The following is a 16,264-nucleotide window of genomic DNA, read 5'->3' as shown; positions in this document are numbered from 1 at the left end:
CGCAGCCCCTGTACAACGTCGGTAATCTCCGACCGACAAAGGTGTCCTTCGCCATGGCGCACAGTCTTCATTCTTCCTCGGCAGCCGCGCCATTCCGCTCGAACCGGCCGGATCTCGCCACGGAAGCGATCCGCACCGCGCGCGAGGATCTCGCCGCCTGTTTCCGTATGGCCGCGCGCAACGGTTTTGAGGAGGGCATCTGCAACCACTTCTCGGCGGTGGTGCCAGGTCATGACGATCTTTTTCTCGTCAACCCTTACGGCTACGCCTTCCGCGAGTTGACGGCGTCGAAGCTCCTGATCTGCGACTTCCACGGGAACGTGCTCGACGGCGAGGGCGTGCCCGAAGCGACCGCCTTTTACATCCATGCCGAGATGCACAAGCGCCTGCCGCGCGCGAAGGTCGCCTTTCACACCCACATGCCCTACGCGACGGCGTTATCGATGACCGAGGGCGATCCCTTGATCTGGGCCGGCCAGACCGCATTGAAATTCTACGGCCGCACCGCAGTCGACCGCGATTACAACGGTCTCGCGCTCGATGCCAGCGAGGGTGCGCGGATTGCTTCCGCCGTGGGCGATGCCGACATCGTCTTCATGAAGCATCACGGTGTCATGGTGCTGGCGCCGACGATCGCGGAAGCCTGGGACGATCTCTTCTATCTCGAACGCGCCGCCGAAGTGCAGGTGCTGGCGATGTCGACGGGACGGGAAGTGCTGCCGGTCGACCCTGCCATTGCTGCCGCAACCTACAAGCAGATGCGCGAGGGCGATTCTGAATCCGCGCGGCTGCATCTCGCCGCGATCCGCCGCCGGCTCGATGCGGAGGAGCCGCAGTATCGGCACTGAAGCCGCTCAAGATCCATGACGCAGCTTGGCCAGCACCTTCAGCCCGCCATAGCCGTCGGCGGGCGTGATCCCGGCCCGCAGCTGAAAATCCTTGATCGCCTTCATGGTGTCGTTGCCGACCCGGCCGTCGGTGCCGCCGGTGTCGAACCCGGCCTTGGTCAGCCTCGTCTGCATCTCCTGGACCTCGGCGAGCGTCAGCACGCGCTCGGAGCCGGGGAACGGCTGGATGAAAGGCGGCGCGCCGAGGCAGCGATCGCCGAGATGGCAGATCGCGAGCGCATAATTCATCGAGGGATTGTAGCTCTTCACCGAGTAGAAGTTCGGGCCCAGCAGGAACGTCGGCCCACCTGCGACCGGCGTCCACATCTGTGCGGAAGCATTCGGCTGCGGAAAGGGCTGGCCGTCGGCGCGGGTGACGCCAGCCGCTTGCCACGCCGCATAGGTTCGGCTGCCGCTCATCTCGCTTGGCGCGCGCACCTCGTAGCCCCAATGCTCGCCGCGATGCCATTTGCCGCGGTTGACGAGATATTTTGCGGTGGAGCCGAGCGCGTCGTCGGGCTTGCCGAACGGCGAGACCTTGCCGTCGCCGTCGTAGTCGATGCCGACATTGAGCCAGACCTCCGGCATCCATTGCGAATGTCCCATCGCGCCGGCCCAGGAGCCGCGCATCTCCTCGGGCGTGCTCCAGCCCTTGTCGACAATGCGCAACGCGTTGATCAGCTCGGCTTCCCAATAGGCCTTGCGGCGCGGCTCGTTCCAGGCGAGGGCGGCCAGCGAAGGAAACACCGGCGTCATGTGGTTCTGCTGCACGAGGGGATCGCCGTAGGCCGACTCCACGCCCCATAACGCCAGCAGCGTGCCGCGCTCGACGCCGAAATCGCGCTCGATGCGTGCGAACAATGCCTCGTTGTTCTTCAGCGCGATCTTGCCATTGATGATGCGCCAGTCCGAGACGCGGCGATTGATGTACTGCCAGACCTGCTCGTGGAATTCGGGCTGGTTGCGCATCTGCTTGAACACGCTCATGTCAGGTTCGACCCGCGCCATCGCGCGCTGCCAGGTCGCAGCTGAAATGCCCTTGGCCATCGCGCGTGCGCGAAAACCCTCGCGCCATTCGTCGAAGCCGGGAGGCGAGGCGAGGACGCGTGTCGGGAGGAGCAGCAGCGCGGCTGCACCGAGCGCGGATTGGAGCAGGGCACGGCGGGTGCGACGGGTCGAGGAATCAAGGTGTCTCATGCAGCCATTCTAGCGGGAAACACGGCGCTTGGGAGCCGGTTCCTGGAACGCGCGGAACAGCTGTTCCCCCGGAACAAAGTGTCGCACTGCTGCATTCCCTTCGCACGAGATTGGAGGAGAACGAGATGAGGAAATATCTGTTTGCCGCTGCCATGATCACAGCCATCGCCGCGCCGGCGTTGGCCGACGAAGTTGGTGTCCACGTCGGTCCGGTTGGCGCCGGCGTCACGGTCGGAGAGTCCCACGAGTATCGTGACCGGGATCGCGACCGGATCACTGTCATCAAGGAGCGCCAGCCCGCCGACCGCACCACTGTGATCAAGAAGGAAGATGAGTTCGGTAACCGCAGCAAGACCGTGATTCATCACGACAACGACTGAATGAGCAGGGTCCCGGCCATGCATGCCGGGGCCCGCCTTCTTCGGTAAGACTTCGGGGTTGAATGAAGATACGCACGCATGCGGAAAGCCATGTCGTCGAACTCGACGACGGATCGTGCTGGCGGATTTTCCCTGGCGATCTCGCAGCAACCCTAAGCTGGAAGCCTGAAACGGATTTGTACCTGGAGTCGAGCGGCGACCGGGTGAGTTCGCATGTGCTGATTAATGCTATGGACCGCAGCCGCGTCCGCGTGATTGCCGCCGGCGAAAGCTGGCCCGATGGCGAAGTCAAGAACGTCTTGAAGGAGGGGTAGGGAGGACGGGGCTCGCCTAGTCTTCCTGTAACTCCGTCGCAACATTGGCAAGCCAGCGGCGAATGCTTGCCTCCGCTTTGGCATCGAGGCCACTGGCCAGACGCTTCTCCAATGCGATCACGCGTTCCCGGCAGGTTTTCAGCAGCGTCGCGCCGCGCGGTGTCAGCGTCCATTGCTGAATGCGACCGTGGACAGGATGGGGCGTCATCAGGATCGCACCGTCGCGCGCAAGATTGCGGATGATCACCCCGACGGTCTGCGGAGTCAGGAAGGTGAGACGGGCGACGTCGGCACCCGACAGTCCAGGATAAGCATTCAGCATGGTCAGCACGGCAAATTGCGGCGAGGTGACGCCGAGATCGGCCAGCGCGCGTTCCATCTTCAGCCGAACCGCGGCATGGGCCTGGCGCAGGAGATAGCCGAGATACCCCTGCTCGCCGCGCTTGCCTTCGCCGGGGGCGGGAACATGCACCGGGCTGTCGTTTGCAGGGCCAGGCGTTTTCCGCTGCGGTTGCGATCTTGTGATGCTGGCGGGCTTGCGTGTCATATAAGAGCTCTTATAAGATATAAGCAGTCTTATAATAGCACGAGGTGAACGGCAATGTCACATGCCCGCAGCGAATACGAAGATTTCAAGAGGATCGCGCCGGATGCGTATGATCTGGTACTGGCGCTGGGGCAGGTCGCGGCCAAGGCCGGTCTCGACAAACAGCTTCTCGAGCTCGTGAAGCTACGTGCCTCACAGATCAATGGCTGCGCCTTTTGCGTGCAGCATCATGTCCTGCTCTCGGAGCGGCTCGGGGTTCCGGTCGACAAGCTCCATCTTGTGGCAGTGTGGCGCGAGGCGCCGATTTACTCGGCGCGGGAGCGCGCGGCGCTGGCTTGGGCCGAGGCTCTGACGCTGCTCCCTGACGGCTTCGGCGACGAGGTGTATGCAGAAGTGCAGCGCGAGTTCTCCGAGACCGAACTGATGTACCTGACATCCGCGATTGCCTCGATCAACGTTTGGAACCGGTTTGGCGCAGCCTTCCAATGGACGCCGGCGAAGCGACCGCCCGTGGCGTCCTGATCCGAACAAGGGGAGGTTGTGATGACCGCCATGAATTTGGCTACGCCGCTGCGCCCAATGCCGTTGCGCTCCGTCGCCCTTGCCGTCGTTGGCGGGCTGGCCTGCGCGCTCGCGATCGGAAAGGGGCTGCCAGTGGCGATGGACACCGTCACGGGAGCACTCGCGCCGCTCTGCGCCACGGCCGCCGAGAGTTCGCCGCTCGACAAGGTCGAGCCGATTGCGTCCTACGCGCTGCCCAACGTTCCGGGAAAGCGTGTCACTATCGTGCGCGTGTTCTATGGCCCGGGCGGGTTTTCGCGGCCGCACCGGCATGCCGGCTCGGTGACTGCTTACATCACAAAGGGCGAGATCCGTTCCCAGCTCGGCGGCGGCCCCGTCGAGACGTTTGGTGTCGGCCAGTCCTTTTTCGAGCCGCCAGGTGCGACACACCTGGTCTCGGCCAACGCGAGCACCACGGAGCCCGCAGAATTGATCGCGGTGTTCGTGGCCGATGAGGGCGCGCAGCTGACGACCTACCTGGAATAGTCGGCAACGGTATCCCGGATATTGCGTCGATCAGCCGGGATACCCATCGCACTGTGTTCTCAATTGCCTTCGCTGCTCGATCCCTCGCGCAGGTCGGGCTTGATCACTTCCTCGGGCAGCGCATGGGCGACCGGTTGCGGGGTGCTTGCGATCTCCGGGCCAATCTCGCGGCCGCGGGCGCGGATCAGACGCTCATAGGCTGAGACCAGGGTGGCATAGGGGTTGACCCAGATCCAGCCGTCCCGGGTGAACACCTGGACGTCGAAATGCAGATGCATCGACGTGCCGGCGGGATGATCGAGGTAGTTCGAGACCACGCCGATCTTTTCGCCTTCGTTGACGATGCGGCCATTGAGCACGCCGCTGTCGTTCAACGCGTGCGGGTTCATGTGCATATAGCGGAAGCGGATATGCTCGGTCCGGCTGTTGACCTCGAGCGTGGCGGCCTGGTCGCTGGGCGCGCGGATCACGACGGCGTCGCGTACGGCAACGACGCTGCGCTGCCTGGGATCGCAGGGCTCGTGATTGTCTCCGGAGGAGGGGCAGTTGGCGGCGCGGATGTCCTCGCCCTGGTGGCCATAGCCGCCGGCGCACTGCCACACTTCGAAGCTGCGCGACTCGCAGAAATTATCACGCCAGGGATAGGCGGTCGGCCCATCGGCCTTGTCGCGCTTGGCGTAGGATTGCGAATGCACGAAGGCCGGCGCTTTCTCGAGGGGAAAGCGAATCTGGGCGTAGGCCATCACATCGGGGTGGCCGCCCTGCTTGCGATAGCCGGTGTTCGGGATGATGTCGCCGCTCGGCCTGTAGCTGAAATCCGTCGACCGGTCGGCAGGACGATCGATCAACTCGGAGGAGACGTCCATGAGCGGCCGCATGCGTTGGCCGCCAGCCACATGCAGCGCCTTCAGGAAGCGCTCGGCAACGGGATAGGCTTCCTTGCAGGCAAGTCGCCGCGGCTTTGCGACGCTGTCCAGGCACTGGATCGACACGACATAAGCGGCGCCGAACCGCGTGAAGGCGTAGCGCAAAAAGCCTTCGCGGATGAACTTGCGCAGGTCGGGATAGGTGGTCGCAAGCGATTTGACGGGCTCTCCCTTGCCGCCGGCGGGATCGGCGATGTCGTAGACCAGCGCCGATCCCGTGATCTGGACTTCGACCGGTTTGGCAAAGGTTCGTGTCGGCATGCCGTCGCCGGCGCCAGGCTTGAGCGAAAACGTCGCGCTGTAGCCGGCAGGGCCGGCGTCGAACATGTCAACGGGATCGAAATCCGCCTGGTAGCGCGCCACCGCGAGCGTCGTGCCGGGAGCGCTGCTGCGTTGCGCCTCGAGATAGGCGGCGGCATCGAACGGCAGCAATACGGGAATCGGGCTGCGGGGAATGCCGGTGAAGAATTGGGAGGAAACCGCGTTGAGCTGCACCAGTGCCGGCATCGCGCGGGGATCGAAGCGCGCCACCGAACGGCGCGGCACGAAGGTGAAATCCGCTGCGACCTGAGGGCGACTGTTGATCTCGGTACGGAGCTGGTCGAGCGCCGCGCGCCAATCGACGCGCAGAGCCGTGAGCGACGGGCTGCGGATTTCGTCCGCAGCCAGCGGTTTGGCGGTCAAGAGCGACAGCGACGCCAGAAGCAGCGAGACGAAGCGGAACCTGTTCCCAACCACTGTCTCGCCCCCCGGCGCCACCTGCTTTGATTCCTCGCTTAGTCCTTGGCGCGCTCGGAGTAGGAGCCGTCTTCGGTCATCACCACGATGCGGGTGCCGACGGAGATGTGGGGCGGCACGGTGGTGCGGACGCCGTTCGAGAGCACGGCCGGCTTGTAGGAGGAAGAGGCGGTCTGGCCCTTGGTCACAGGCTCAGTCTCGACCACTTCCAGTGTCACGCGCTGCGGCAGCGCGAGCGAGACGACGTTGACGTCGTGCAACGACAGCTTGACGGTCATGTCTGGCTGAAGATAGGCGGCCGCGTCGCCCACGACGTCCTTGGAAACCTGGACCTGATCGTAGGTCTCGGGGTTCATGAAGTGGAAGCCGTCGCCGTCTTCATACAGGAACGTGTAGTTGCGCTCTTCGATCGTGGCCTTTTCGACCTGGTCGGTGGTCTTGTAGCGTTCGGAGATCTTTACCCCGTCCGAGATTCGGCGCATTTCGATCTGGCTGACCGGAGTGCCCTTGCCGGGGTGGATGTTCTCGGCGCTCACGACGACATAGAGCTTGCCGTCTTGCTCGATCACGTTGCCTTTGCGAATAGAACTTGCGATGACTCTCAAAGCTATATTTCCTGCTTGCTTGGCCCGGCACCGGCCAGGACGTGGTCAAATCGATGGGGGACTTGGGGCCTCAAATCAGACCTCGGCGCCCGTTTCGGGCCGCAACATACTGATTTTGCCGTTGGATGCCAGCACTTTGCTGGCTCGCGGGGCGGTCGGTTAATGGCTGGGGACAAGCCAATCTCGCCGTTCTGGTCGTCCGGGAGGCACCTCGACCGGCGGCCTTTCCTCCAGGCCAGGGGCGCCATCACCGGGGCAATCAGGGGCTTTTTCGCCGAGCAGGGGTTCGTCGAGGTCGAAACCTCCGTCCTCCAGGTCTCTCCCGGCAACGAGACCCATCTGCACGCGCCCCGGACCGAGATCATGCGGCCGGACGGCAGCCGTGCCAGCCGGTATTTGCGGACCTCGCCGGAATTCGCCTGCAAGAAGCTGCTGGCAGCCGGGGAAGAGCGGATTTTCGAATTCGCCCGGGTATTCCGCGACCGTGAGCGCGGCGACCTGCATCTGCCCGAATTCACTATGCTGGAGTGGTACCGGGCCGACACCCCCTATGATGCCATCATGGCCGATACGGTGGTCGTCATCGCCACGGCCGCGCAGGCAACCGGCATCGGGACTTTCTCGTTCCGAGGCCGCACCGCCGACCCCTTCGCCGAACCGGAACTGCTGACGGTTGCGGGCGCTTTCGGCCGGTTCGCCGGGATCGACCTGCTGTCGACAATCTCGGGCAACGAGGGTAACCGTGCCGCGCTCGCCCAGGCGGCCGGCGGCAAAGTCCGCATCGCCGAGGATGACACCTGGTCGGACATTTTCAGCAAGGTCCTGGTCGAGCATGTCGAGCCGCATCTCGGGCAGGGGCGTTTGACCATTTTGTTCGAATACCCATCTCCCGAGGCGGCGCTGGCGCGGGTGAAGGCTGGCGATCCCAGGGTCGCCGAGCGGTTTGAGGTCTATGCCTGCGGAGTCGAGCTCGCCAACGGCTTTGGCGAACTCACCGACGCCGAGGAGCAGCGCAAGCGCTTCATGGAGGCCATGACGGAGAAGCAGCGCCGTTACGGCGAGACCTATCCGCTGGACGAGGACTTTTTGGCCGCGGTCGCCGCCATGCCGGAGGCGAGCGGCGTCGCGCTCGGGTTCGACCGACTGGTGATGCTGGCAAGTGGCGCAACACGGATCGATCAGGTGGTGTGGACGCCGCCTGCGGGTGAGAGATGACGAAAGCCGATCTTGCACGAACATTGCGTGAGCCGGCCGAGCTCGTAGCCGCGGACCTCGCGCCCGCGACGTTACTGCCCTCGCTCGAGAGAGTCGCTGCGCGCTACGCGGTTGCGATCACACCTGCGCTGGTCGAACTCATCGACACCTCTGATCCCGACGACCCTATCGCCCGTCAGTTCGTTCCGACGGCCGCGGAGCTGGAAATGCAACCGGGCGAGGACGCCGATCCGATCGGAGATCATCCACATTCGCCGGTTCCAGGGATCGTGCATCGTTACCCCGATCGCGTGCTGTTCAAGCTCGTTCACGTCTGCGCGGTCTATTGCCGTTTCTGCTTCCGCCGCGAGATGGTGGGGCCGGGCAAGGAGAACGCACTCTCGGACAGTGGCTATCGCGCGGCGGTCGACTATATCCGTGCGCATAGCGAGATCTGGGAGGTGATCCTGACCGGGGGTGATCCCCTGATGCTGTCGCCACGTCGGATGAGCGAGATCATGGCTGATCTCGCTGCGATCGATCACGTCAAGATCATCCGTCTTCACACGCGCGTGCCTGTGGCTGAACCCTCGCGCATCTCTGACGAGATGGTGGCTGCGTTGAAAGTCGAGGGCGCCACCACCTGGGTTGCGCTGCATGCCAACCATGCGCGCGAGCTGACGGGGGGGGCCCGCGCCGCCTGCGCGCAGCTGATCGATGCCGGCATTCCCATGGTGAGCCAGTCCGTGCTTTTGAGCGGCGTCAACGACAACGTCGCTGCTCTGTCGGATTTGATGCGGGCCTTCGTCGAGTGCCGGATCAAGCCGTACTACCTGCATCATGGCGATCTGGCGCCCGGCACCGCGCATCTGCGAACGACGCTGGCGCGTGGACAGGACTTGATGCGGGAGCTGCGCGGACGGGTGTCAGGACTGTGTCAGCCGGAATACGTGATCGATATCCCCGGGGGCGCCGGCAAATCGCCCGTGGGGCCGAATTATGTGTTGGCGGCGCAAAATACCGCAGCCGATGCGGGTGATGCGGTGACGGAAACGCGCTATCGTATCATCGACTATTGCGGCGACGTTCATCTCTATCCGCCCGAGACCTGAGTGGTCGCGGAGGAGACGTCGGGCTTGAGGAATGGAGGATCGAAGATGAAGAAGATCATGATCGCAGCATCGCTCGTGGTCTTGCTCGGCGGTATGGCGATTGCCCAGCCCGCCGCCAAGGGATCGCCCTCGGGCGGGGCCACGTCGGGAACGTTGCCGCAGGCCCCTGTCGGTCACCGCCAGCCGCGCGCGGGCGATGTGCCGAGCGAGAAGACTCTGAGCGATCCAAACAATCCCGTGAACAAAGAAGACGCTCTGCTCGACAAGAAGATCAAGAGCATCTGCCGCGGCTGCTAGAGCGATAATTCCAGCGGCGGGCAGGGCGCGCATCGCCCCGCCCGCCTTACACCGCGTTCTATGCGGAGCGCTCGTGTCGTCCGGCGCGCGCAGCGTTGCGGCGGATCTCGACCGCGTCGGCGAGCTGATCGAGTACGCCTGCCGTGGTCGCCCAATCGATGCATCCGTCGGTGATGCTCTGGCCGTACAAAAGCGGCTTGCCCGCCACGACGTCCTGGCGGCCGGCGACCAAGTTGCTCTCGATCATCACCCCCATGATGCGGCTCTCGCCGCCGGAGATCTGGCCCGCGATGTCGGCCATGACCAGCGGCTGGTTCTCCGGCTTCTTGCTCGAATTGGCGTGGCTCGCATCCACCATCACCAGCGGCGCGACGCCGGATTTCGCCAGCTCGTTGCAGGCCGCCGCGACGCTCGCCGCGTCGAAGTTCGGCTTAGCTCCGCCGCGCAGGATGATGTGACAGTCCTCGTTGCCCGCGGTCGAGGCGATCGCCGAGCGGCCGAGTTTTGTGACGGCCATGAAATGATGCGGATGCGAGGCCGATTTCACCGCGTCCGCGGCAATACGAACATTACCATCAGTGCCGTTCTTGAAGCCGACCGGGCAGGACAGGCCCGAAGCCAGCTCGCGGTGAATCTGGCTCTCGGTCGTGCGTGCGCCGATCGCGGCCCAGGAGACGAGATCCGCAATGTATTGCGGCGTCGTCATGTCGAGGAATTCGGTGCCGGCGGGCAGGCCGAGATTGTTGATGGCCGACAGCACGCTGCGCGCGAGCCGCAGGCCCTTGTTGATGTCGAAGCTGCCATCGAGATCGGGATCGTTGATGAGTCCCTTCCAGCCGATCGTGGTGCGCGGCTTCTCGAAATAGACCCGCATCACGATCTCGAGTTGATCGGCGAGGTCCTCACGCAGTTTGGCAAGACGCTCGGCGTAGTCGAGCGCAGCCATGGCATCATGCACCGAGCAGGGGCCGACCACGACCAGAAGCCGGTCGTCCTGGCCATTGAGAATGGCGTGAATGGCGTTACGGGCTGCCATCACCAAGCGGGTGGCCGTGAGGGTGCGCGGGACTTCCCGCATCACATCCTCCGGCGTGCTCAGCTCTTTCAGTTCGCGGATACGAAGATCGTCGGTCGTGCTCAGCACGGCGGGCTCCTGTCTGTTTCGAGAACCTGCCGGCAATAAAAAAGCCGCCAGGCCTGGCGGCTGTTCGGACGTTTGCTTCAATATTTCAGATTGAGCGCGATCCTCCTGCCGCCAGCGAGCTGTCGTAGCTAAAGTACCAAAAGTAGCTGGTGGCGATGGTGATCATGATGGGCCATATAGCGCGCCGTGGGCGCCTTGTCACCCCCCACTCGGCGCGAGGGACTTCGAGGCAGCTCAACTGTTGCTTTTGCGCGCCGCCAGAGCCATGCCGATCAGGGTGGCGCCGCCGAACAGCAGATTGATACCGACGAGCACGCCGACGGCCCATTCCGCCGAGCTCGGCAATCCCGTGATCACCATGAACGCGATCGCGATGTCGACCAGGCCAGAGACCAGGAGCCACGACCAGCGGCCGCTGAGCTCGCGACGGTGCTCGAGCGCATACATGATGGTAGTGACGCCCTCGGCGAGGAAGTAAGCGCCGAGCACGATGGTGAGTGTCAGTACGGCCTGCATCGGGCGGGCCAGGAGGAGCATGCCCGTCAGCGTTGCGAGGGCCGCCGAGATCAGCGACCACCAGAAGCCCGGTGCGTGGCGCGCCCAATAGGTTGCGATCAGTCCGCCGATGCCGCTGATCAGGAACATCCAGCCGAGGAAGATCGCGGTCGCAAGGCTTGCGAGCGGCGGCAGGACCAGTGCGGCAACACCGAGGATGGCGAGCAGGATGCCCTCGAACAGAAATGCTTTCCAATGCGCCTTGACTGCCTCGCTCATCGCGGATTGCAATCGTGAAAATTCGTCGGGCGATGTCATTGGCAGGCTCCAAGATCGACGGGCGTGTGCTCAATCTAGTATGCGCGCGGTGCGCTCGCCATCCTGCGAGCTTACCCGCCGCCGGGTGCCGAGGAAAAGCCTTCCGCGCTGGTCCGGATGCGGTTGCGGCCAAGAATGTAGATCGCCGTTGTGACAATCAGAAGGGCAAGGCCGAGCAGGATGGAGGTGAGCCCGATCGGGATCAGGGCCAATGTCAGATTGCGCTCGGGGTTGACTAGCCAGTGATGGATCGAGGTCAGCACGAAGGCCAGGCCGAGGAAGCCGACGCCGCCGCCGGCGAGCAGCAGTGCCCACATCCGCCGCAACTGGCTGAGCCGCTCCCGCGCGACGTCGGTCCGGGGCGCGTGATGGCGAGCGACGCGCCGGACCAGGCGAATTGCGAAAGCGATCGAGCTGAAGCCGATCAGCAGGCTCGCGCCGCCCAGCCACATCCGCAGTGTCGGATCGAGATCCGGCATCTGTTGCAGGGTGAGCAGCGGGAAGTCGAAGGCCGAATGCAACGCCAGCGGGCCTGCCAGCATCAACAGCCGACTGGAGAGACGGGCCCAGTCGCGATGACGGCGGTTCGCGCCCAGTGCGGTGCCGGCACGCGCGATCGTGAGGTAAGCGCCGGCAATGATGCCGAGTGCACCATGGAACGGCACAGTGAGCACGCTGCGCAAGGCCGCCAGCGAGCGCCACATCTCGGCATGCTGCACGAGATAAGCGAGATTCTCGTAGGCGGCGAAGCCAAGCCCGACGGCGGCGCCGTAGACCACGGTATCCATCGGATTGGCGAAAGTTCGCCGCTTGGTCGAGGAGACCAGCACGATGGCGATGACCTTGACCGCTTCCTCCGGTAACGCGACGCCGAAGATCGAATGCATGGCCAGCGCCGCCCAGGGGTTATCGGGCGAGGCGACCATCTTGGCGAAGGGGGCGCGTGCAAGGCCCAGCAGTGAGATGCTGGCCGCACCGAGCAGGAACGCAGTCCAAACCTGCGTCGGCGGCCCCGGCCGTTCCTCGGCGGCGATGACGAGCCACAGCATCAGCAGCGCCGGGGCGATGGCGGCCGTTCCGATGACAGTGGGTAACGCTTCAATCAGGTACATCGGCGCCGAAAATAGGTTCCCCTGGTCTGCTTATCTACGTCTCCCGATGCGACCATCTGTCATGCGCTCGCTGTCTCGTCGATTAACAAGCGCAACAGCCAGCGTTCATCAATCCCGGTCATTCGGGCAGAATGCAAGCGCAATCAAGTGCGTGACGGAGCCTTTTCGTCATCCATGGTAGCAATCGCCGCCACGCTGACGGGAAGCGATTGCCGAGTTGGATCAACGAATTACGGGGGCTTCTTGGATTCAATGGGTAGTAAGGGGCGGTGGGGCGTCGGGCGCGATGTCGAAAGCGCCGAGATGGAATTCCTCGCCGACGGTCGCGTCGGGCTCGGGACGGTGTGCGAGCAAAGTGAATGCGGCTTGCGGGTACTGCTTCCAGATATCGAGGTCGCCGGCTGTGATGGTGAGCCAGCCGAACGTGTACATGTAGCGCCCGGGCTCGGTGACCCGGCCGACCCTGTCCCAGGTAATTTTGTTGACTGCCATTCGGTCCCCCGATCGCAAGTCAGCTAGAGCGCCCGGCTGCGGCGCGAACGTTTTCAAGGCTGATCCTGCAATGGGGCGGCGGTAGGGCGGCGTTGGGTGGGGCTCAAGCCGGTTGCGGCACGGCCGAGCGGACGATCAAGCGCACGAGGTCGTCGCGCTGCTGCTTTTCGGCGAACTTCACGGCAAAGCCATTGTCGAATTTGCGGATGACGCGCCCGACGCAGGCCCCGACCGCCAGCGCCGTTCCGATCGGCGGATCGTATTCGCAGGAGATCGCGACGCCGGCCGTGGAGACGTCGATGATGAAGCAGGAATGGCTGCTGCCGTCGGCGAGCGTCAGGACGGTGTGCGAGGCCTGTGGGACGAAGCGCGCGTCGCGCCGCAGCTCCCGGATGCTGTCATCCTTCTGCTTCTTTTCGAGCCAGGTCAGTTTTTCCGACATCCAGGCGCGTCGCGCTCGCGTCATGTCGAGCTCCATCAGGAAACCCGACTTGAGCGTGGCGCTGATGGTGCATTGGAATTCGCCGAAGTCCTGGAAATAGGAGGTCACGCGCTCGCCGATCTTGCCGACGACGGGCACGTCCACGATCATGCGGAACGGCGAAACGCGTTTGGTGCGGCACGCGAAATTTCGCAGCTTTCCCTCGCAATCGTACCAGCGATGCAGCGAATAGCTGCCGTCCACGCTGACTTCCACTGCGCGCTGCCTCAGGAACTCTGCGACGGACATGGGCGCTAAATTGTGCTTCTGATTGTTTCCGTAATTCCACGGTAGCAATCAAATTCTAAGCAATTGATACTCGCGCTCAGGAGCAGGGGTAAATTTCCGGTAAACGGCCAGAGCGGTGGTGTGCCGGGGGGCGGCGACAAAACGTCCTGGTGTGCGCGGCGGCTTCCCGGGCGAAACGGTGAGAGAATGAGAGGGGCTGCTTGGCGCTCCCTAGCGGAATCGAACCGCTCTCTCCACCGTGAAAGGGTGGCGTCCTAACCGATAGACGAAGGGAGCAAACGCAAGGCCTGATCGTATCTAGCGACAGGCCCGCTGGCCGTCCGAGTCGGGCCCGGCGGCTTGCAGCGGGCGAACGTATAGTGACCTTTCGGCCCGTGGGCAAGGCCGTTCCGGAACGCTGTTCTGGCGGCGGTGGATAGCCGGCTCCGGGACTGTTCGGGCCGCGATTTCAACGGTTTCTTAGGGTTCCCCAGGCTAGCGCTGGCGGGGGAGATTTTTCGCCGATGCCACCGCCCAAGAAGCGCGCAGCCCGCAAGCTGCTGTCGCGGCACGCCTGGATCACGCTCGACGGCGGATTCGCGGCGCGGCATTGCCTGGTCCAGGACATCTCGGACTCGGGCGCCAAGATCACAATGGATGAGGATGCGAGCCAGCTTCCGGGCGTGATCCGGATGGCCTTTGCGCGGGACGCGCGGACTGGGCGGAGCTGCCAGGTGATCTGGCGCCGCGGCAAGTCGGCCGGCGTCCGGTTCCTCTAAACTCCAGGCCAGCCGGATGGCGCCTATGGGCGGTCCGGGCTACAAGGCGGGCATGCGCCTTGCCGTCCTCGCCCTGATCTCCCTCGCACTGACCGCCGCGGCCGGGGCCGAGACCTTGCGCCTGCCAGCGACCGAGCAGCCGCAGTCCAGCAAGACGCTGCCGCTGAAGGGCGACGCCCCGGGGACCGCAAAGGCGGGCAGCTGCGCCGCCTATGGCCGCGGCTTCTACATGGTCGAGGCCACCGGGACCTGCGTGAAGATCGGCGGCTCGATCAGTGTCGACACGGCGATCCGGCGCTGAGACAGGGCCCACCCCAAAAACACGAAAACAACCCCATGCACAGTAGAAGCGGGGTGCGGCCGAACCAGCGCAGTCAACGCAATTCCGTGCGCTCCCACCGCACCTTGGGCCGCCTCGGCGGCTCACGACATCGGCGGCGCCACGTGCTGGGCAAATCCCACCCGCTTGCCGAGCTCGGCGAGCCAGCGCGTCAGGTTCGGCTGCGCCGGCCTAGTGATGCCCTCGACCCCTAACCAGCGCCGCGCATAGGCGCCCACGGCGATATCGGCGAGCGTGAACGCATCGCCTTCCATGAAGGGGCGCGTGGCGAGCTGGCGGTCGGCGATCGCCCAGACCTCGGCCGCCGCATCGGCATCCTGCTGCACCTTGATCATGTCGCGCTCGGCGGGCGCGGTGCGCACGATGCCCCAGAACACCGGGCGGTCGACCGGCTGCACCGTCGACAGCGTCCAGTCGAGCCAGCGGTCGACGCCGGCGCGCAGCTTCGGCGCCTCCGGATAGATCGGCGTGCCGCGCCCATGCGCCAGACACAGATAGCGCATGATCGAATTCGACTCCCACAGCACGAAGTCGCCCTCGACCAGCGTCGGGATCCGCGCATTCGGGTTCATCGCAAGATAGTCAGGCTCACGCGTCTTGCCGTATTGCATGCCGGCGTCGATGCGCTGATAGGGCAGGCCGAGCTCGGCGAGGCACCACAGCACTTTCTGCACGTTGACCGAATTGGCGCGGCCCCAGATCGTCAGCTGTGTGTCCGGCATGGAGCGTCTCCCGCAGCATTTATTTGCTGCGGGTGATAGCGGAAATCGCCGCGAGCAGGCATGTACCTTGCCGCGCCCCTCTCATGCAAAAAGCTCCGCTTCGGGAAGCGGAGCTTTCATTGCAGCGCATCAGGCGCGACATCAGCGAGATGCGTTTGCGCTGGCGCGACAAACGCGAAGATGCGTTTGCGCTGATATCAGTGGCCGAAGAACAGCCACAACAGAATGATCACCGGGATCGGCACACCCAGCAGCCACAGCAAAATTCCGCGTCCCATCGCGTTCTCCTCCATCGCATTTGTCGGAAGGACAACACGGGCGGGGCGGCCTTTGTTCCTGCGGCCCGGCCCTTACCAATGGCCGGTGTTGGGCATCGAGGCCCACGGCTCCTGCGGCGGCTTCGGCTCGCCCTTCTGCAGCAGCTCGATCGAGTGCAGATCGGGCGAGCGGACGAAGGCCATGTTGCCGTCGCGCGGCGGCCGGTTGATGGTGACGCCGGCCTTCTGCAGCTTCTCGCAAGTTGCGTAGATGTCGTCGACCTCATAGGCGAGATGGCCGAAGAAGCGGTCCTCGCCGTATGTCTCCTCGTCCCAGTTATAGGTGAGCTCGACCAGCGGCGCGCCGCGCGTCGGCGGCTGCTTCTTCAGCGCCTCGAGATCATCAGACGAGCACAGGAACACCAGCGTGAAGCGCCCCTTGTCGTTCTCGATCCGCCGCACCTCCTTCAGCCCCAGCGCGTCCTGGTAAAACTTCAGCGCGACATCGAGATTGCGCACGCGCAGCATGGTGTGGAGATAACGCATGGTTGTTGCTCCCTTGGGGCGGGGTTTTGCTTTGGGCCGGGATGGCGGGGGAGAGATAGCAGGAAAGTGGGGCTGTCTCTTATACACATCTGACGCTGCCGACGAA

The 16,264-nt window shown here is 64.2% G+C and carries 21 protein-coding genes and 1 tRNA gene; 10 read left to right on the top strand and 12 right to left on the bottom strand.

Annotated features, from left to right (window positions below; translation table 11 throughout):
* Positions 1 to 53 precede the first annotated feature (53 nt).
* Entirely contained in the window at positions 54 to 848 is a 795-nt protein-coding gene (locus IF809_RS28395; protein ID WP_462839185.1) for an aldolase, read from the top strand.
* Between the two features lie 6 nt (positions 849 to 854).
* Here the strand turns inward: IF809_RS28395 and IF809_RS28390 are convergent, their stop codons facing one another.
* Positions 855 to 2,084, bottom strand: a complete 1,230-nt coding sequence (locus IF809_RS28390) for a lytic murein transglycosylase (protein WP_462839184.1) — start codon at positions 2,082 to 2,084, stop codon at positions 855 to 857.
* A 125-nt stretch (positions 2,085 to 2,209) separates the two neighbouring features.
* On the opposite strand from IF809_RS28390, the gene IF809_RS28385 reads away from it, so the two are divergent.
* Positions 2,210 to 2,464 (top strand): hypothetical protein, encoded by a 255-nt coding sequence (locus IF809_RS28385; RefSeq protein WP_462839183.1) that lies wholly within the window; start codon positions 2,210 to 2,212, stop codon positions 2,462 to 2,464.
* A gap of 62 nt (positions 2,465 to 2,526) precedes the next feature.
* Positions 2,527 to 2,778 (top strand): hypothetical protein, encoded by a 252-nt coding sequence (locus IF809_RS28380; protein ID WP_462839182.1) that lies wholly within the window; start codon positions 2,527 to 2,529, stop codon positions 2,776 to 2,778.
* Between the two features lie 16 nt (positions 2,779 to 2,794).
* On the opposite strand, the gene IF809_RS28375 is transcribed toward IF809_RS28380, so the two are convergent.
* Positions 2,795 to 3,325: a MarR family winged helix-turn-helix transcriptional regulator gene (locus IF809_RS28375; protein ID WP_462839181.1), complete on the bottom strand. Its 531-nt coding sequence runs from the start codon at positions 3,323 to 3,325 to the stop codon at positions 2,795 to 2,797.
* A 54-nt stretch (positions 3,326 to 3,379) separates the two neighbouring features.
* Here IF809_RS28375 and IF809_RS28370 point away from each other — a divergent pair, with 54 nt between their 5' ends.
* Positions 3,380 to 3,847: a carboxymuconolactone decarboxylase family protein gene (locus IF809_RS28370; protein ID WP_128966090.1), complete on the top strand. Its 468-nt coding sequence runs from the start codon at positions 3,380 to 3,382 to the stop codon at positions 3,845 to 3,847.
* 21 nt (positions 3,848 to 3,868) lie between these two features.
* Entirely contained in the window at positions 3,869 to 4,372 is a 504-nt protein-coding gene (locus tag IF809_RS28365; protein ID WP_462839180.1) for a cupin domain-containing protein, read from the top strand.
* A gap of 59 nt (positions 4,373 to 4,431) precedes the next feature.
* Here IF809_RS28365 and IF809_RS28360 read toward each other — a convergent pair whose 3' ends face one another.
* Together IF809_RS28360 and efp are read right to left on the bottom strand one after the other, a co-directional pair.
* Positions 4,432 to 6,057 carry a M23 family metallopeptidase gene (locus tag IF809_RS28360; protein ID WP_462839179.1) on the bottom strand — a complete coding sequence of 542 codons (1,626 nt, stop codon included), beginning with the start codon at positions 6,055 to 6,057 and terminating at the stop codon, positions 4,432 to 4,434.
* A gap of 17 nt (positions 6,058 to 6,074) precedes the next feature.
* Positions 6,075 to 6,641: an elongation factor P gene (gene efp / locus IF809_RS28355; protein ID WP_092301496.1), complete on the bottom strand. Its 567-nt coding sequence runs from the start codon at positions 6,639 to 6,641 to the stop codon at positions 6,075 to 6,077.
* A gap of 162 nt (positions 6,642 to 6,803) precedes the next feature.
* Between efp and epmA the strand changes: the two genes are divergently transcribed.
* Genes epmA through IF809_RS28340 form a run of 3 tightly spaced genes read left to right on the top strand, consistent with a single transcriptional unit; the run spans position 6,804 to position 9,244 of the window.
* Positions 6,804 to 7,856, top strand: coding sequence for an EF-P lysine aminoacylase EpmA (gene epmA, locus IF809_RS28350; RefSeq protein ID WP_128966093.1), 1,053 nt, complete (start codon positions 6,804 to 6,806; stop codon positions 7,854 to 7,856).
* Positions 7,853 to 8,947: a lysine-2,3-aminomutase-like protein gene (locus IF809_RS28345; protein ID WP_462839178.1), complete on the top strand. Its 1,095-nt coding sequence runs from the start codon at positions 7,853 to 7,855 to the stop codon at positions 8,945 to 8,947. Before epmA ends, IF809_RS28345 begins: the two co-directional genes overlap by 4 nt.
* Positions 8,948 to 8,992: 45 nt before the next feature.
* Positions 8,993 to 9,244 carry a hypothetical protein gene (locus tag IF809_RS28340; protein ID WP_462839177.1) on the top strand — a complete coding sequence of 84 codons (252 nt, stop codon included), beginning with the start codon at positions 8,993 to 8,995 and terminating at the stop codon, positions 9,242 to 9,244.
* A gap of 58 nt (positions 9,245 to 9,302) precedes the next feature.
* Here the strand turns inward: IF809_RS28340 and IF809_RS28335 are convergent, their stop codons facing one another.
* From IF809_RS28335 to IF809_RS28310, 6 genes are all read right to left on the bottom strand, one after another.
* Positions 9,303 to 10,388: a 3-deoxy-7-phosphoheptulonate synthase gene (locus tag IF809_RS28335; RefSeq protein WP_462839176.1), complete on the bottom strand. Its 1,086-nt coding sequence runs from the start codon at positions 10,386 to 10,388 to the stop codon at positions 9,303 to 9,305.
* 234 nt (positions 10,389 to 10,622) lie between these two features.
* Positions 10,623 to 11,201 (bottom strand): HdeD family acid-resistance protein, encoded by a 579-nt coding sequence (locus tag IF809_RS28330; protein ID WP_128966097.1) that lies wholly within the window; start codon positions 11,199 to 11,201, stop codon positions 10,623 to 10,625.
* A 71-nt stretch (positions 11,202 to 11,272) separates the two neighbouring features.
* The gene (locus IF809_RS28325; protein ID WP_128966098.1) at positions 11,273 to 12,313 is read right to left on the bottom strand and encodes a PrsW family glutamic-type intramembrane protease; all 1,041 of its coding nucleotides are present in this window, start codon (positions 12,311 to 12,313) and stop codon (positions 11,273 to 11,275) included.
* A 249-nt stretch (positions 12,314 to 12,562) separates the two neighbouring features.
* The gene (locus IF809_RS28320; RefSeq protein WP_462839175.1) at positions 12,563 to 12,805 is read right to left on the bottom strand and encodes a hypothetical protein; all 243 of its coding nucleotides are present in this window, start codon (positions 12,803 to 12,805) and stop codon (positions 12,563 to 12,565) included.
* A 103-nt stretch (positions 12,806 to 12,908) separates the two neighbouring features.
* Complete coding sequence (locus tag IF809_RS28315; RefSeq protein WP_462839174.1) at positions 12,909 to 13,535, bottom strand: PilZ domain-containing protein; 627 nt, start codon at positions 13,533 to 13,535, stop codon at positions 12,909 to 12,911.
* 201 nt (positions 13,536 to 13,736) lie between these two features.
* A tRNA-Glu gene (locus IF809_RS28310) sits at positions 13,737 to 13,811 on the bottom strand.
* 227 nt (positions 13,812 to 14,038) lie between these two features.
* Between IF809_RS28310 and IF809_RS28305 the strand changes: the two genes are divergently transcribed.
* The gene (locus IF809_RS28305; protein WP_128966119.1) at positions 14,039 to 14,293 is read left to right on the top strand and encodes a PilZ domain-containing protein; all 255 of its coding nucleotides are present in this window, start codon (positions 14,039 to 14,041) and stop codon (positions 14,291 to 14,293) included.
* A 52-nt stretch (positions 14,294 to 14,345) separates the two neighbouring features.
* Positions 14,346 to 14,594, top strand: a complete 249-nt coding sequence (locus IF809_RS28300) for a hypothetical protein (RefSeq protein ID WP_462839204.1) — start codon at positions 14,346 to 14,348, stop codon at positions 14,592 to 14,594.
* 122 nt (positions 14,595 to 14,716) lie between these two features.
* Here the strand turns inward: IF809_RS28300 and IF809_RS28295 are convergent, their stop codons facing one another.
* Together IF809_RS28295 and IF809_RS28290 are read right to left on the bottom strand one after the other, a co-directional pair.
* Complete coding sequence (locus IF809_RS28295) at positions 14,717 to 15,355, bottom strand: glutathione S-transferase family protein (RefSeq protein WP_462839173.1); 639 nt, start codon at positions 15,353 to 15,355, stop codon at positions 14,717 to 14,719.
* Positions 15,356 to 15,705: 350 nt separating this feature from the next.
* Positions 15,706 to 16,158, bottom strand: coding sequence for a VOC family protein (locus tag IF809_RS28290; protein ID WP_128966123.1), 453 nt, complete (start codon positions 16,156 to 16,158; stop codon positions 15,706 to 15,708).
* Positions 16,159 to 16,264: the final 106 nt, after the last annotated feature.

This window comes from Bradyrhizobium sp. UFLA06-24 (genome assembly GCF_054967145.1).
The sequence above is the reverse complement of the archived record's forward strand: the minus strand, read 5'-3'. Positions and strand labels throughout refer to the sequence as shown.

Excerpts from the sequence above, each read along its gene's own strand:
- IF809_RS28395 (WP_462839185.1), top strand. The coding sequence starts at position 54 with ATGGCGCACAGTCTTCATTCTTCCTCGGCAGCCGCGCCATTCCGCTCG.
- IF809_RS28390 (WP_462839184.1), bottom strand. The coding sequence starts at position 2,084 with ATGAGACACCTTGATTCCTCGACCCGTCGCACCCGCCGTGCCCTGCTC.
- IF809_RS28385 (WP_462839183.1), top strand. The coding sequence starts at position 2,210 with ATGAGGAAATATCTGTTTGCCGCTGCCATGATCACAGCCATCGCCGCG.
- IF809_RS28380 (WP_462839182.1), top strand. The coding sequence starts at position 2,527 with ATGAAGATACGCACGCATGCGGAAAGCCATGTCGTCGAACTCGACGAC.
- IF809_RS28375 (WP_462839181.1), bottom strand. The coding sequence starts at position 3,325 with ATGACACGCAAGCCCGCCAGCATCACAAGATCGCAACCGCAGCGGAAA.
- IF809_RS28370 (WP_128966090.1), top strand. The coding sequence starts at position 3,380 with ATGTCACATGCCCGCAGCGAATACGAAGATTTCAAGAGGATCGCGCCG.
- IF809_RS28365 (WP_462839180.1), top strand. The coding sequence starts at position 3,869 with ATGACCGCCATGAATTTGGCTACGCCGCTGCGCCCAATGCCGTTGCGC.
- epmA (WP_128966093.1), top strand. The coding sequence starts at position 6,804 with ATGGCTGGGGACAAGCCAATCTCGCCGTTCTGGTCGTCCGGGAGGCAC.
- IF809_RS28345 (WP_462839178.1), top strand. The coding sequence starts at position 7,853 with ATGACGAAAGCCGATCTTGCACGAACATTGCGTGAGCCGGCCGAGCTC.
- IF809_RS28340 (WP_462839177.1), top strand. The coding sequence starts at position 8,993 with ATGAAGAAGATCATGATCGCAGCATCGCTCGTGGTCTTGCTCGGCGGT.
- IF809_RS28330 (WP_128966097.1), bottom strand. The coding sequence starts at position 11,201 with ATGACATCGCCCGACGAATTTTCACGATTGCAATCCGCGATGAGCGAG.
- IF809_RS28325 (WP_128966098.1), bottom strand. The coding sequence starts at position 12,313 with ATGTACCTGATTGAAGCGTTACCCACTGTCATCGGAACGGCCGCCATC.
- IF809_RS28320 (WP_462839175.1), bottom strand. The coding sequence starts at position 12,805 with ATGGCAGTCAACAAAATTACCTGGGACAGGGTCGGCCGGGTCACCGAG.
- IF809_RS28315 (WP_462839174.1), bottom strand. The coding sequence starts at position 13,535 with ATGTCCGTCGCAGAGTTCCTGAGGCAGCGCGCAGTGGAAGTCAGCGTG.
- IF809_RS28305 (WP_128966119.1), top strand. The coding sequence starts at position 14,039 with ATGCCACCGCCCAAGAAGCGCGCAGCCCGCAAGCTGCTGTCGCGGCAC.
- IF809_RS28300 (WP_462839204.1), top strand. The coding sequence starts at position 14,346 with ATGCGCCTTGCCGTCCTCGCCCTGATCTCCCTCGCACTGACCGCCGCG.
- IF809_RS28295 (WP_462839173.1), bottom strand. The coding sequence starts at position 15,355 with ATGCCGGACACACAGCTGACGATCTGGGGCCGCGCCAATTCGGTCAAC.
- IF809_RS28290 (WP_128966123.1), bottom strand. The coding sequence starts at position 16,158 with ATGCGTTATCTCCACACCATGCTGCGCGTGCGCAATCTCGATGTCGCG.